The following is a 13533-nucleotide window of genomic DNA, read 5'->3' as shown; positions in this document are numbered from 1 at the left end:
AACCGGAGCGCAGGTGTTCAGGTCGGGCGGCCGGGAAACGCGACAGTTGGCGGGGTGACGCCGGCGGTCTTCCGCCACCGGGTGGCTCGCACCGCGTACTCGATCAGGGCGGCCAGCGCCTGGTTCCGGTCGGCGCCGGTGGTGGACGCCAGAGCCGCCCGCCAGTGCGCGGCGGTGCGCTCCTCCACCTCGACGGCCAGCCGCAACGCGCTCGTCCGATCGGTGACCGGGTACGGCAGCGCGTAACCGGCCCGGTCCGGCGGAACGCTGGCGCCGGAGGTGCTGAGCTGCACCACCAGCGCGTCGCGCCGGCGCCGGTGCGCGGCCTCCGCCTGGTGGGCGGCGTCCCGTGCCGCCCCGGTGAGCCGGACACCGATCCGACCGTAGGCGTAGATGGCCGCGTACTCGGCGGAGAGGGCTGCGGCGAGAGCCTCCCCGGCGGACGGCTGCCTCACTTGAGAGCCTCCTGGTGGGTGGCTCGCGCGGCGGCGATCGAGCCGAGCAGCGCCGCGCGTTCCGCCGGTGCCGCGGCGCAGGCGAGAGTCGCCGACTGCTGGCCGGTCTTCTCCAGTGCCCGCAGGGCGGCCAGCGCGCCGGTCGGATCGGTCGCCGGGGTGGTGGGTGCCGCTGCGGGCGCCGACGGCAGCTCGACGCCGATCACCCGGGCCAGTTCGGCGGCGTGCGCGGTGTGTGCGTCGGCGATCGGGCCGAGCCGGTCGGCCAACTCCGGGTGCGCCGCCGCACCTGCCCGGTGTGCCGCGGCGAGCCCGAGCGACTCGTCCACCATCGGTCGCAGCGGGTCAGGTGGTGGCGGCGGCTGCTCGTCGCGGTCTAAAAGATCACAGCCGGTCAACGGCACCGCGGCGCCGCCGAGTGCCAGCAACGCCCCGACGCCCAGAAGCTTTCGCCGGGTATGTCCGGATGCTTCGTCGCGCTGTGTTGTTCTTCCGATCCCCACGGGGCAAGTGAACACCATCTGGGCCGATTCAGGGGTCACCGGCGTCGGTGCGCCGCCCGGCCCGCCAGAGGGCAGGCGCGTTACGCTCTGCGCAACCACCGGCGCGTCCGCTCCGGTGGCGAGCCGGCATGGCGGGACGACCGTCGCCGTCGACCAGGGAAAGGTGCGGAGATGACGCAGCGTGGCCGTGCCACCAGGTCGACGGATCGACCCCGTGGTGGTGTGGGTCCCCGCGGGGGCGATCTCGCCGCACGGCGCGCCCGATTGCGGTCCGTGATCGAGCCTGTGGTCAACAGCGTGGGCTACGACCTGGAGGACCTGACGGTCTCCCGGGCCGGCCGCCGGCACGTGGTGCGGGTGATCGTGGACGCCGACGGCGGGATCGACCTGGACGCTGTCGCGGACGTCTCCCGGGCGGTCTCGGCCGCACTGGACGCCGCCGAGGAGACCGGCGGCGACATCGTCGCCGGGGAATACCAGCTGGAGGTCAGCTCGCCGGGCGTGGACCGGCCGCTCACCCTGCCCCGACACTGGCGGCGCAACGTGGGCCGGCTGGTCAAGGTGACCGTGCGGGGCGCGGCCGTGCTGCCCGACCAGCGCGGCGAGCAGCCCTCCGGGGACCGCCAGCTGACCGGCCGGGTGGTCGGCGCCGACGACGAGGGCGTGCAGGTGGAGACCGGCGACGGCCGGGCCCTTCTGGCGTACGCCCAACTGGGCCCGGGCCGGGTGCAGGTCGAGTTCACCCGGCTCGCCGAGCTCGGTGAGCCGGACGAGTTCGACGACGCGGACGAGACCGACGATTCAGACGATATCGACGACGACGATGATGATGTGGAGGACGAGGAGAGGTGAACATCGACCTCGCGGCGCTGCGCGCACTCGAGCGCGAGCGGGAGATCCCGTTCGACACGATTCTCGCGGCGATCGAGACCGCGTTGCTGACCGCCTACCGGCACACCGACGGCGCCGAGCCGCACGCCCGGGTGGAGATCGACCGCAAGTCGGGCGCCGCCCTGGTGTACGCCCAGGAGATGGACTCCGACGGCAGCCTGGTGCGGGAGTGGGACGACACCCCGCACGACTTCGGCCGGATCGCCGCCATGACCGCCAAGCAGGTGATCCTCCAGCGGCTGCGGGAGGCCACCGACGAGGTGCACTTCGGTGAGTACGTCGGCCGCGAGGGTGACCTGGTCACCGGCGTGGTGCAGGCGCACGAGACGCGGACCGAGAAGGGCATCGTCAGCGTCGACCTGGGCAAGCTCGAGGGCGTGCTGCCGCAGTCCGAGCAGGTGCCCGGCGAGCGGTACGTACACGGCGAGCGGCTCCGCTGCGTGGTGGTGCACGTGGCCAAGGGCATGCGCGGTCCGCAGATCACCCTGTCCAGGTCGCATCCGGCCCTGGTGAAGAAGCTGTTCGCGCTGGAGGTGCCGGAGATCGCCGACGGCACGGTGGAGATCGGCGCGATCGCCCGTGAGGCGGGTCACCGCACCAAGATCGCCGTACGATCGACCACCCCCGGGGTGAACCCCAAGGGCGCCTGCATCGGCCCGATGGGTCAACGGGTGCGTGCCGTGATGAGCGAGCTGCACGGTGAGAAGATCGACATCATCGACTGGTCGGACGACCCGGCCACCTTCGTGGGCAACGCGTTGTCGCCGGCCAAGGCGCTGCGGGTCGAGGTGGTCGATCTGGCCACCCGGACGGCCCGGGTGACCGTGCCCGACTTCCAGCTCTCCCTCGCCATCGGGCGGGAGGGGCAGAACGCCCGCCTCGCAGCCCGTTTGACCGGTTGGCGGATCGACATCCGTTCCGACGCCGAGCAGACCAGCCCGGCCGTACGGGGCGCGGGTGATCACGTGCGGGAGCCGGGCGGAGCGATCTCGGGTAGCTAGGGGTAGACTTCCTCCAGTGGTACGACGCGCGCAGCCGGAGCGCACCTGTGTGGGTTGCCGGCAACGTGCGCCGGCCAGCGAATTGCTGCGCGTCGTAGCGATCGGAGACGAGGCTGGTCACAGCCTCCGGCCTGATCCGCGCCGCAGGCTGCCGGGTCGGGGAGCGAACATGCACCCGGATCCGGCCTGCTTCGCGCTGGCGGTGCGGCGTCGCGCCTTCGGGCGAGCGCTGCGCAGCACCGAGGTCCTCGACCACGGTGCGCTGGCGGAGCACGTCGATGCGCCAACCACTACGTCCGGTCAGCCCGACCGGGCGAGGGTCGCTAGCAAGGTAGGACGACCGACATGAGCACACGATGAAGTCCCTGAAATGACCAGGCTTCAAGTGCACGAGTGAGGTTGCTGCGGGTGCTGCCCGCACGACCTCGGAGTGAGGAGTGCAGTGGCAGGCAAGGCCCGCGTACACGAGCTTGCAAAAGAGCTCGGGGTCGAGAGTAAGACCGTTCTCGCCAAGCTGAAGGAAATGGGCGAGTTCGTGAAGTCCGCGTCCAGCACCGTCGAGGCGCCCGTCGCCCGGCGGCTGCGCAACGCATTCGTCGCGTCCGCCGGTGCTCCGGCGCCGGCCGCCCCGTCGGCGCCCGCGCCGACGCCGACCTCGACCTCTACCCCGACGCCGTCTCCGACCCCGGGCGCGCCCCGGGCCTCGGTCTCGGCAAAGCCGATGCCGCCCCGGCGGCCGTCGGCACCCGCCCCGGGTCCGAAGCCCAAGGGTCCGGTTCCCGGTGCGCCGCAGTCGGCGACCCCGGTCGCCAAGCCGGCGAGTGCCCACGACATCGAGGTGGCGGCCGCGGAGGCGCGTGCCGCCGCGCTGAAGGCTGAGCAGGAGGCCGCGGTCAAGGCCGCGCAGGCCGCCCGCCAGCAGCAGCGGGACAACGTCCGCCGGGAGCCTCCGGCCGAGGGCAACCGCCCCGGCCCCGGCCCCCGGCCCGGTCCCACGGCGATGCCGCCCCGTCCCGGTTCGCCGGCAGCCCGTCCGGGCACGCCGGCTCCGGGTCCGGGCGCCCGGCCCGGCGGGCGACCGCCGGCGCGCGGCGCCGGTAACAACCCGTTCGGTATCCAGGGCGGCCAGCAGCGGCCCCCGGCCGCTGGCGCGGGCGGCCCCCGGCCCAACACTCCGGCGGGCATGCCACCGCGGCCGAGCCCGAACTCCATGCCGCCGCGGCCCAGCCCGGCGTCCATGCCGAGCCAGCGTCCGGCTGCCGGTCGCCCCGGCCCCGGTGGCGGCGCAGGCCGTCCCGGCGGCGGTGCAGGCCGTCCCGGCGGCGGTGGCGGTGGCGGTGGCTTCCGTGGTGGTCCCGGCGGCGGTGCGGGTGGCGGCGGCGGTTACCGCGGCGGCCCCGGCGGCGGCGCGGGTGCCGGCGGTGGCGGTGGCTACCGCGGTGGTCCCGGCGGCGGTGGCGGTGCTCCCGGCGGCGGTTTCCGTCCGGGTGCTCCGGCCGGTGGCGGCGGTCGTCCGGGTGCCGGTGGTCGTGGCCGTGGCGGTGGCGCCGCGGGTGCCTTCGGGCGTCCGGGTGGCCGGCCGACACGTGGTCGCAAGTCCAAGAAGCAGCGCAGACAGGAGTTCGACAACCTGTCGGCTCCGACCATGAGCTCGGGTGCTCCCCGGGGTCAGGGTCAGATCGTCCGGCTCTCCCGTGGCGCCTCGCTGTCGGACTTCGCCGACAAGATCAACGCCAACCCGGGTTCGCTGGTCCAGGAGATGTTCAACCTGGGCGAGATGGTCACCGCGACCCAGTCCTGCTCCGATGACACCCTGCACCTGCTGGGTGAGCACCTGGGCTTCGACATCCAGATCGTCAGCCCCGAGGACGAGGATCGCGAGCTGCTCGCGCAGTTCAACATCGACCTCGACGCGGAGGTGGCCGAGGAGCGTCTGGTCAGCCGTGCGCCGGTCGTGACCGTCATGGGTCACGTCGACCACGGTAAGACCAAGCTGCTCGACGCCATCCGGAAGGCGAACGTCGTGGCCGGTGAGGCGGGTGGCATCACCCAGCACATCGGCGCCTACCAGGTCCACGTCCCGCACGAGGGCGAGGACCGGGCGGTCACCTTCATCGACACCCCGGGTCACGAGGCGTTCACCGCGATGCGTGCCCGTGGTGCCCAGGTCACGGACATCGTGATCCTGGTCGTCGCGGCCGACGACGGTGTGATGCCGCAGACGATCGAGGCGTTGAACCACGCCAAGGCGGCCGATGTGCCGATCGTGGTCGCGGTCAACAAGGTCGACAAGCCGGATGCCAACCCGGACAAGGTCCGCCAGCAGCTGACCGAGTACGGCCTGGTCGCCGAGGAGTACGGCGGCGAGACCATGTTCGTCAACGTGGCAGCCAAGCCGGGCATCGGCATCGAGGAGCTTCTCGAGGCTGTCCTGCTGACCGCCGACGCGTCGTTGGAGCTGACCGCTCCGATCGACGGGCCGGCCCAGGGTGTGGCCATCGAGGCGCACCTGGACAAGGGTCGTGGTGCGGTGGCGACGGTGCTGGTGCAGAAGGGCACCCTGCGGGCGGGCGACTCGATCGTCGCCGGTGGGGCGCACGGCCGGGTCCGGGCGATGCTCGACGAGAACGGCAACCAGCTCACCGAGGCCGGTCCGGCGCGTCCGGTCATGGTGCTGGGTCTGACCGCGCCTCCCGGCGCGGGCGACACGTTCCTCGCCGCGGCGGACGACCGTACGGTGCGGCAGATCGCCGAGCAGCGGCAGGCACGGCGGCGGGCGGCGTCCTTCGCCAACTCCCGCGGTCGGGCCACCCTCGAGACGCTCATGGAGCAGCTCAAGGAGGGCGAGAAGACGTCGCTCAACCTCATCCTCAAGGGCGATGTCTCCGGTTCGGTGGAGGCCCTCGAGGACGCCCTGTTCAACCTGGACATCCCCGAGGAGGTCCAGCTCAAGGTCCTCGACCGGGGCGTCGGCGCGATCACCGAGAGCAACGTCATGCTCGCGAGTGCCTCGTCCGAGCCGGTCACGATCATCGGCTTCAACGTGCGGGCCTCGAACAAGGTCCGTGAGATGGCCGACCGCGAGGGCGTGGAGATCCGGTACTACACGGTCATCTACCAGGCCATCGAGGAGATCGAGGCGGCGCTCAAGGGCCTGCTCAAGCCGGAGTACGAGGAGGTCGAGCTGGGCAGCGCGGAGATCCGCGACGTCTTCCGCTCGTCCAAGATCGGCAACATCTCCGGTTGCATCGTCCGGTCCGGTGTCCTTCGGCGTAACGCCAAGGCGCGCCTGCTGCGGGACGGGGCGGTCGTGGCGGACAACCTCACGATCAGCTCGTTGAAGCGGTTCAAGGACGACGCCACGGAGGTCCGCGAAGGCTTCGAGTGTGGTCTGACCCTGGGTGGTTACAACAACGTCCAGGTCGGCGACGTCATCGAGACCTTCGAGATGCGGGAGAAGGTTCGCGCCTGATCCGGCAGTGACACGCTGATCAAGGGGTTTACGCCGACCGGCGTAAACCCCTTGATCATGCGGGGAGGGGTCCCGGTATCGTCCAGGCGATGTTCACCGGAACCGCGGTCTTCGACCTGCTGCTGCCGGGTGATTCCCGGTCGCTCAAAGCCAAGAGATCATATGTACGGCCGATCGTGGCGGCCCTGCGCCGCTTCGAGGTGTCGGCCGCCGAGGTGGGAGCGCTCGACCTGCACGGGCGGGCGCAGATAGCGGTGGCCGTGGTGGCCGCCGAGGCGGGCCACGTCCGCGAGGTGCTGGACTCCTGTGAGCACCTCGTGGCCGGTCGGCCCGAGGTCGAGTTGTTGTCGGTCCGGCGCCGGCTGCACGGCGTGGACGACGACTGACGGGGTGCCGGCTGTGCCGGCGACCCGGTCCGGCCGCGAAGGTAATGTTCGAGATGTTGGCCGGTCGGCCGGCGCCCTCCGGGTCGCCGGGTCGGCCGGGAGCAGGACGCCGTGGAGGTGGCGAGATGTCTGATCCGGCCAAGGTACGCCGGCACGCGGAACGGGTGCGTGAGTTGGTCGCGTCGGTGGTGCGGACCCAGATCAAGGACCCGCGGCTCGGGATGATCACCATCACCGATGCCCGGATCACCGCCGATCTGCGCGACGCGACGGTCTTCTACACGGTGCTGGGGGACGCGGTGGCCCAGGCGGACACCGCGGCGGCGCTGGAGAGCGCCAAGGGGCTGCTGCGCAGCACGGTCGGCAAGGCGCTCGGGCTGCGGCACTCGCCGACTCTCACGTTCGTTCTGGACGACGTCCAGGACCAGGTCAAGCACATCGACGACCTGCTCGCCGCGGCCCGCAACGCCGACGCCGAGGTGCAGCGGCTCGCCGCCCAGGCGGAGTACGCGGGCGAGCCACAGCCGTACCGGGTCGACGACGAGGCCGACGAGACCGACGAGGCTGCCGAGACTGCCGACGTCGATGAGACCCGCCGGGGTGGGGACGCACGGTGACCGGCACCGTCGGCGCTGAACTCGCCACGGCGGTCGGCGCCGGCCCCACCGGGGCGGACTGGGCCGCTGCCGAGGCGCTGGTACGTGCCCTCCCGCCGACGGGCCGGGTGCTGCTGATCTGCCACGTCAACCCGGACGGCGACGCGCTCGGCAGCATGCTCGGCTTCGGCCTGGGCCTGCGCCAGCTCGGCGTACGCCGGTTGCAGGCGACCTTTCCCGGGCCGCCGGAGGTCCCCGAGCCGTTCCGTGGGCTCCCCGGGCTGGATCTGCTGGTCCCCGCGAGCGACGCGGACACCGACCCGGACCTGGTGATCTGCTTCGACGCGGCGAGCGAGTCGCGCCTCGGCGAGTTGGCCGGGCGACTGTCGACGGCCGATGCGGCGCTGGTGCTCGACCACCATGCCTCCAACGCCGGCTTCGGCACCGTCAACCTGATCGACCCGAGCGCCGCCGCGACCTCGGTGGTGGCCGAGCAGTTGCTGGCCCGGCTGGGCGTCGCGCTGGACGCGGCCATCGCCGAGTGCCTCTACGTGGCGCTGACCACGGACACCGGCTCGTTCCGGTTCGAGGCGACCACGCCGGCGGTGCACCAGATGGCCGCCCGGCTGCTGGCCACCGGAATCTCGCCCGGCGACATCTCCCGGCGGGTCTTCGACACCCGGCCGTTCGGCGCGGTCCGGCTCTTCGGTGAGGTGCTCGGCCGGGCCCGGCTCGAACCCGGAGCGGTCGACGGCCGAGGGCTGGTGTGGACCTTCGCCACCCTGGACGACCTGGCCCGGCACGACCAGCGGCCGTACGTGCTGGAGGCGCTGATCGACTCGGTGCGCTGCACCGCCGAGGCGGACGTGAGTTGCGTGTTGAAGCAGACCACGGCCGGCGAGTGGGCCGTGTCGATGCGCAGCAAGGGCGCTGTCGACGTCAGTCGGGTGGCGGTCGCCCTGGGTGGCGGTGGCCACCGGTTCGCGGCGGGCTTCACCGGTCGTGGAGTTGTCGATCAGGTGGTTGAGCAGATCCGCGGCCAGCTCGACGCGGCGCTGATCCAGCCCGGCACCTGACCTCCACGCCGTAGCCGGGAAGATCAGGGTCAACTCCGGGGGGTGTTGGTCTTCCCGCGTTCCGTGAGAGCGGGAAGAATTGCGGGATGGAGCAGCCGCACGACCTCACCGTGGAGGCCCCCCGCACCTGGGACCGGCCCGCCGTCTCCGTGCCGGTCCTCGTCTGCCTGTCGCTCGTCGGTGGCCGGTTCGCGTCGTTCTCCACCGAAGCCAATCTGTACACGCTCGGCACCGGCGGCGTGCTGATCTGGCTCGGTCTGAGCAACCGGGTGCCGCGCCGTCCGGCGCCCCGCCGGCTGGGAGCGGGAGCGGCCTGGTGGGCGCTGCCGGTGGTGGTCTTCGGGGTCTTCGAGGGCGTCACCTTCGTGCTAGCGGTGGGTGATGACTTCCCCACCTTCTCCCGGTTGGCCGATCCCCTGCTGGAGGACCATCTCACCCGGTCGGCGGTCTGGTTCGCCTGGCTGGCCGCGTTCTGGGGGCTGGTGCGGCGATGATGCGGGCACTCGCGATCGGGGGCTTCGTCACCGCGCTGGTGCTGTTCGCCGTGGTCGAGTGGGCGGCCCGACGGGAGCATTCCCGGATCCCCACTCTGGGCGAGGTCTGCGCATACGTGATGCGCTACGAGGTCGGTCCCGTGCCGGTGGGCCGGATCGGTCTGTTCGGCTTCTGGTGGTGGCTGGGCTGGCACTTTCTGGCGCGCTGAGCCGGGTCACGGCTTGTCCAGATGGCGGGAACCGGAAGCAGTATTCGGACCTGAACGATAGCTTGGGAGACGGCCGGTACCGCGTCGCGGTGCAGGTCGTGGGCGGTGGTGCCACACCTCGCGCCGCTTCCCTCCAGGGTCGGACCGACCCGGGCTCACGCTGCCCAGCCGGCTGCTCCGGTAACCCCGGACCGCCGTGGGGCGCTCAGCACGACCGCCCGTGAGGGCCGCCGCGTGTTCGGTGGCTCGCACCCTGGAAGGAGCGCCACCATGCCCAACAAGCCCAAGCAGGAGACCACCTCCGACGACGCCCGCGAGCAGGCGCGCCGCGCGCTGCAGACGTCGATGGACACCCGTCAGTGATCCGACCCGGCCGGCGGTGACGCCGCCGACGGCCTCCGTCGACCGCGGTCGGAGCTGAGGAGAGGCCAGGAGGCTTGCCCTCGCGTCCACGCGGCCGGGGATCCGCCGAAGGAGTAAGTCACCAGCAGTCTTGCGGTCCTTACTGCGGTCGTGTCAGGATCGGCGGCGATGAGCCAGACCGCCACCACCGACCGGCCCGCCTCGCCGCGCCGGATCGCCAGTCTCGCCCTGCCCGCCCTCGTGGTGCTCGCCGCCGAGCCGCTCTACGTGCTGGTCGACACGGCAGTGGTCGGTCACCTCGGGCAGGTGCCGCTCGCCGCGCTCGCCGTCGGTGGCACGGTCATGACCCTCACCGCGTGGCTCGGCACGGTGGTCGCGTACGGCACCACCGGGCGCTCCGCCCGTCGCTTCGGCGCTGGCGACCGGGCGGCGGCCGTGGCCGAGGGCATCCAGTCGTCCTGGCTCGCGCTCGGCGTCGGGCTGCTGGTGGCCATCGCCATGCAGATCGGCGGTGGCGCGCTGGCGCGTACCCTCGCCGGGGGTGGCGGCGACGTCGCCGACGCCGCCGCGCAGTGGCTGCGGATCGCGGCGCTCGGCGCCCCGGGCCTGCTGCTCGCCGCGGCCGGAAACGGCTGGTTGCGCGGCGTGCAGGACACGCGACGCCCGCTGGCCTTCGTGCTCGCCCCCAACCTGCTCTCCGCGGTGCTCTGCCCGCTGCTGGTCTATCCCGGTGGGCTCGGCCTGGTGGGTTCGGCGGTGGCCAACGTGGTCGCGCAGACGCTCTCCGGGGTCCTGTTCGCCGCGGCGTTGGTCGCCGAGCGGGTGTCGCTGCGACCTCGGCCCCGGCTGATCCGCGAGCAGTTGGTGCTCAGCCGGGACCTGCTGATCCGCGGCCTGGCGTTCCAGGCCAGCTTTCTCTCCGCGACCGCGGTCGCCGCCCGCTTCGGCGCCGCCGCCGTCGGCGCCCACCAGATCGCCCTGCAGCTGTGGTTCTTCACCGCGCTGGTGCTCGACGCGCTGGCCATCGCCGCGCAGTCCCTGGTCGGTGCCGCGCTCGGGGCCGGCGACGAGGAGGGCGCCCGCGCGCTGGCCCGCCGGGTCGCGCTGCTCGGCGGCGTCTGTGGCGTCGGCTTCGCGCTGCTCATCGCCGCCGGTGCCGGCGTCGTGCCGTCCTGGTTCAGCTCCGATCAGGGGGTACGCGAGCAGGCCATGGTCGCCTGGCCGTGGTTCGTCGCCATGCAGCCGGTGGCCGGAGTGGTGTTCGCGCTCGACGGGGTGCTGATCGGCGCCGGCGACGTGCGTTACCTGCGCAACCTCACCATCGTGGCGGCGCTCGGCGGCTTCCTGCCAGCGATCTGGTTGGCGTACGGGCTCGATCTCGGGCTGGGCGGCATCTGGGCCGGGCTCACCCTGTTCGTGGTGATCCGGCTGGTCGCCCTGCTGTTGCGGCTGCGCAGCGGCGCGTGGGCGGTGGTCGGCTCGGTACGCTGACCTGCTCGCCGGGCCTGTCGCCCAGCACCTGATGGGAGGGCAGCGGTAGCGAGCGATGATCATCGCAGCTCCGCTGGCGGGGGCGCTGCCCCGTCCGCTCCCGTGGCGGCCGGCAGCCGAGGCGCCGCCCACACATCTGCCCGTACGGGGCGTCTGGCAGGCTTGGCCGACGTGAGCACCGATGGTCTGATCGTGGTCGACAAGCCCGGCGGCATGACGTCGCACGACGTGGTGGCGCGGATCCGCCGGCTGGCGAAGACCCGCCGGGTCGGGCACGGTGGCACGCTCGACCCGATGGCCACCGGCGTACTGGTGATCGGGGTCGGCCGGGCCACCCGACTGCTGACGTACGTGATCGGCGCGGGGAAGAGCTACGCCGGCACCATCCGGCTCGGCCAGGCCACCGTCACCGATGACGCCGAGGGTGACGTGGTCAGCTCCATCCCGGCCGGTCAGGTCACCGACGACGCGATCCGGTCGGCGCTGGGCACCCTGAGCGGCGAGGTCGACCAGGTGCCGAGCGCGGTCAGCGCAATCAAGATCGACGGGCAGCGGGCGTACAAGCGGGTGCGCGAGGGGGAGAGCGTCGAGCTGCCGGCGCGACGGGTCACCATCTCCCGGCTGGAGGTGCTGGCGATCCGCCGCTCCGAGCCGGACGTGGTGGACGTCGACGTGGACGTCACCTGCTCCTCCGGCACGTACATCCGGGCCATCGCCCGTGACCTGGGCGGAACGCTGGGCGTCGGTGGGCACCTCACGGCGCTGCGCCGGACGGCGGTGGGCGGCTTCGCCCTCGCCGAGGCGGCCACCCTCGACGAGCTGGAGCAGCGCGCCCCGGACGTCGTCAACCTGCCGCTGGACGCGGCGGCCGACCGCTTCTTCGCGCGCCGGGAGGCCACCCCCGACGAGGCTCGGGTGCTCGCCCACGGCGGGCCGCTGGACCCGACCGGCCTTTCCGGGCCGTACGCCGTCTTCGGGCCGACCGGTGGTCTGATCGCTATCGTCAGCGAGCGGGACGGGCGGGCCCGCGCGGAGATCGTGCTCGCCCCGGCCTGACGGCGGGCGTAGGAGCGCCGGCCACCGGTCGGCGGTGTCGCCCGCCGGTCGGCGGGTCAGCAGGAAGGAGCGGCATGCAGCGGTGGCGGGGGTACGACGCGGCGCCCGGTGGGTGGGGGCGTTCGGTCGTCACCATCGGTGTCTTCGACGGCGTGCACAGGGGGCACCAGGCGACCGTCGGGCACGCCGTGGCCCGGGCCCGGGAGCTGGGCGTGCAGTCGGTGGTGGTCACCTTCGATCCGCACCCGGCCGAGGTGGTCCGCCCCGGCTCGCATCCGGCGGTGCTCACCGAGCAGGCCCGTAAGGCGGAGCTGATCGAGGCGCTCGGCGCGGACGTGCTTTGTGTGGTGCCGTTCACCCCGGAGTTCTCCCGGCTGCCCGCCGAGCAGTTCGTGCACGACATCCTGGTCGAGCACCTGCACGCCGCCCTGGTGGTGGTGGGTGGCAACTTCCGCTTCGGGCACCGGGCCGCCGGCGACGTGGCACTTCTCGAGCGGCTGGGCCGCACCTTCGGCTTCGGCGTGGAGGGGGGCCCGCTGGTCGCCGAGGACGGCACCGTCTTCTCCTCCACGTACATCCGTTCCTGCGTCGACGCGGGCGACGTGGGCGCCGCGGCGGCCGCGCTGGGTCGCGCGCACCGCCTGGAGGGCGTGGTGGTCCGCGGCGACCAGCGCGGGCGGGAGTTGGGCTTTCCCACCGCCAACCTGCTCTGCCACCGGTACGCCGCGGTGCCCGCCGACGGGGTGTACGCGGCCCGACTGGTCCGTCGCGGGCAGCGCGACCCGCTGATGGCGGCCGTGTCGGTGGGCACCAACCCGACCTTCTCCGGCCGGGAGCGGCGGGTCGAGGCGTACGCGCTGGACTTCGACGGCGACCTCTACGGCGAGCGGTTGGCCCTGGACTTCGTGGCGCACCTGCGGGGGCAGATCCGGTACGACTCGATCGAGCCGTTGATCGCCCAGATGAAACAGGACGTCGAGCGCACCCGGCGCTCCCTCGGCTGATCGTCGCGGCCAGCGACGAGGCCCTTGACCGGTTGCTACCAGCGGGTGCTGGTAGTCTTGCCGAGACGTCGGGTGACCGGCGTGGGGCCTCGCGTGCCTGCTCGACGCCGCGGGTGCGAGGTACCGGTCCGTTCCCGGTCCACCGGAACGACGGACACCTACTGTGATCAACCACCGAAACAGGGAGAACATGGCGCTCGACCAGGAAGCCAAGGCCACGATCCGTGCCGAGTACGCGACCGCCGAGGGCGACACCGGTTCGCCGGAGGTCCAGGTCGCGGTCCTCACCAAGCGGATCGCTGAGCTGACCGAGCACCTGAAGGTGCACAAGCACGACCACCACAGCCGCCGTGGGCTGCTGCTGCTGGTCGGCCGGCGCCGTCGGCTGCTCAACTACGTCCAGAAGAAGGACATTGCCCGCTACCGGTCGCTCATCGAGCGGCTCGGCCTGCGCAGGTGACGTGACGGGGGAGTGGCCGACAGGCCGCTCCCCCGATCGGCGTCCCACCAAGAAGAACACGGGCCGCGCGACCACC

At 72.6% G+C, this 13533-nt stretch carries 15 protein-coding genes; 13 read left to right on the top strand and 2 right to left on the bottom strand.

Annotated features, from left to right (window positions below):
- Positions 1–17 precede the first annotated feature (17 nt).
- A complete protein-coding gene (locus ACLJN9_RS20140) occupies positions 18–455 on the bottom strand; it encodes a ferritin-like domain-containing protein (RefSeq protein WP_410813003.1) in 438 nt (145 codons plus the stop codon).
- Positions 452–976, bottom strand: coding sequence for a hypothetical protein (locus ACLJN9_RS20135; RefSeq protein WP_410813002.1), 525 nt, complete (start codon positions 974–976; stop codon positions 452–454). The genes ACLJN9_RS20140 and ACLJN9_RS20135 overlap by 4 nt, the downstream gene beginning before the upstream one ends.
- 153 nt (positions 977–1129) lie before the next feature.
- On the opposite strand from ACLJN9_RS20135, the gene rimP reads away from it, so the two are divergent.
- The 13 genes from rimP (at position 1130) to rpsO (ending at position 13457) form a co-directional block, all read left to right on the top strand.
- Positions 1130–1810 carry a ribosome maturation factor RimP gene (gene rimP, locus ACLJN9_RS20130; protein ID WP_410813001.1) on the top strand — a complete coding sequence of 227 codons (681 nt, stop codon included), beginning with the start codon at positions 1130–1132 and terminating at the stop codon, positions 1808–1810.
- Positions 1807–2850, top strand: a complete 1044-nt coding sequence (nusA, locus tag ACLJN9_RS20125) for a transcription termination factor NusA (RefSeq protein ID WP_410813000.1) — start codon at positions 1807–1809, stop codon at positions 2848–2850. Before rimP ends, nusA begins: the two co-directional genes overlap by 4 nt.
- Positions 2851–2866: 16 nt before the next feature.
- Complete coding sequence (locus ACLJN9_RS20120) at positions 2867–3199, top strand: YlxR family protein (RefSeq protein ID WP_410812999.1); 333 nt, start codon at positions 2867–2869, stop codon at positions 3197–3199.
- A 93-nt stretch (positions 3200–3292) separates the two neighbouring features.
- Complete coding sequence (infB, locus tag ACLJN9_RS20115) at positions 3293–6322, top strand: translation initiation factor IF-2 (protein WP_410812998.1); 3030 nt, start codon at positions 3293–3295, stop codon at positions 6320–6322.
- Positions 6323–6411: 89 nt separating this feature from the next.
- The gene (locus tag ACLJN9_RS20110) at positions 6412–6708 is read left to right on the top strand and encodes a DUF503 domain-containing protein (protein WP_410812997.1); all 297 of its coding nucleotides are present in this window, start codon (positions 6412–6414) and stop codon (positions 6706–6708) included.
- A gap of 125 nt (positions 6709–6833) precedes the next feature.
- Entirely contained in the window at positions 6834–7325 is a 492-nt protein-coding gene (rbfA, locus tag ACLJN9_RS20105; protein ID WP_410812996.1) for a 30S ribosome-binding factor RbfA, read from the top strand.
- Positions 7322–8380, top strand: a complete 1059-nt coding sequence (locus ACLJN9_RS20100; RefSeq protein ID WP_410812995.1) for a DHH family phosphoesterase — start codon at positions 7322–7324, stop codon at positions 8378–8380. Before rbfA ends, ACLJN9_RS20100 begins: the two co-directional genes overlap by 4 nt.
- A gap of 86 nt (positions 8381–8466) precedes the next feature.
- Positions 8467–8874, top strand: coding sequence for a hypothetical protein (locus ACLJN9_RS20095; RefSeq protein WP_410812994.1), 408 nt, complete (start codon positions 8467–8469; stop codon positions 8872–8874).
- Positions 8874–9083, top strand: a complete 210-nt coding sequence (locus ACLJN9_RS20090; protein WP_410813315.1) for a DUF6186 family protein — start codon at positions 8874–8876, stop codon at positions 9081–9083. The genes ACLJN9_RS20095 and ACLJN9_RS20090 overlap by 1 nt, the downstream gene beginning before the upstream one ends.
- A gap of 531 nt (positions 9084–9614) precedes the next feature.
- Positions 9615–10937, top strand: coding sequence for an MATE family efflux transporter (locus ACLJN9_RS20085; RefSeq protein WP_410812993.1), 1323 nt, complete (start codon positions 9615–9617; stop codon positions 10935–10937).
- Positions 10938–11108: 171 nt separating this feature from the next.
- Entirely contained in the window at positions 11109–11993 is an 885-nt protein-coding gene (gene truB, locus ACLJN9_RS20080; protein WP_410812992.1) for a tRNA pseudouridine(55) synthase TruB, read from the top strand.
- Between the two features lie 74 nt (positions 11994–12067).
- Complete coding sequence (locus ACLJN9_RS20075; RefSeq protein ID WP_410812991.1) at positions 12068–12997, top strand: bifunctional riboflavin kinase/FAD synthetase; 930 nt, start codon at positions 12068–12070, stop codon at positions 12995–12997.
- A 190-nt stretch (positions 12998–13187) separates the two neighbouring features.
- Positions 13188–13457: a 30S ribosomal protein S15 gene (gene rpsO / locus ACLJN9_RS20070; protein WP_074317913.1), complete on the top strand. Its 270-nt coding sequence runs from the start codon at positions 13188–13190 to the stop codon at positions 13455–13457.
- The last annotated feature ends 76 nt before the right edge of the window (positions 13458–13533 follow it).

This window comes from Micromonospora sp. 067-2 (genome assembly GCF_046549295.1).
GTDB lineage: Bacteria > Actinomycetota > Actinomycetes > Mycobacteriales > Micromonosporaceae > Micromonospora.
Note: the sequence above shows the minus strand (reverse complement) of the source record. Positions and strands in the feature narration are given on the sequence as shown.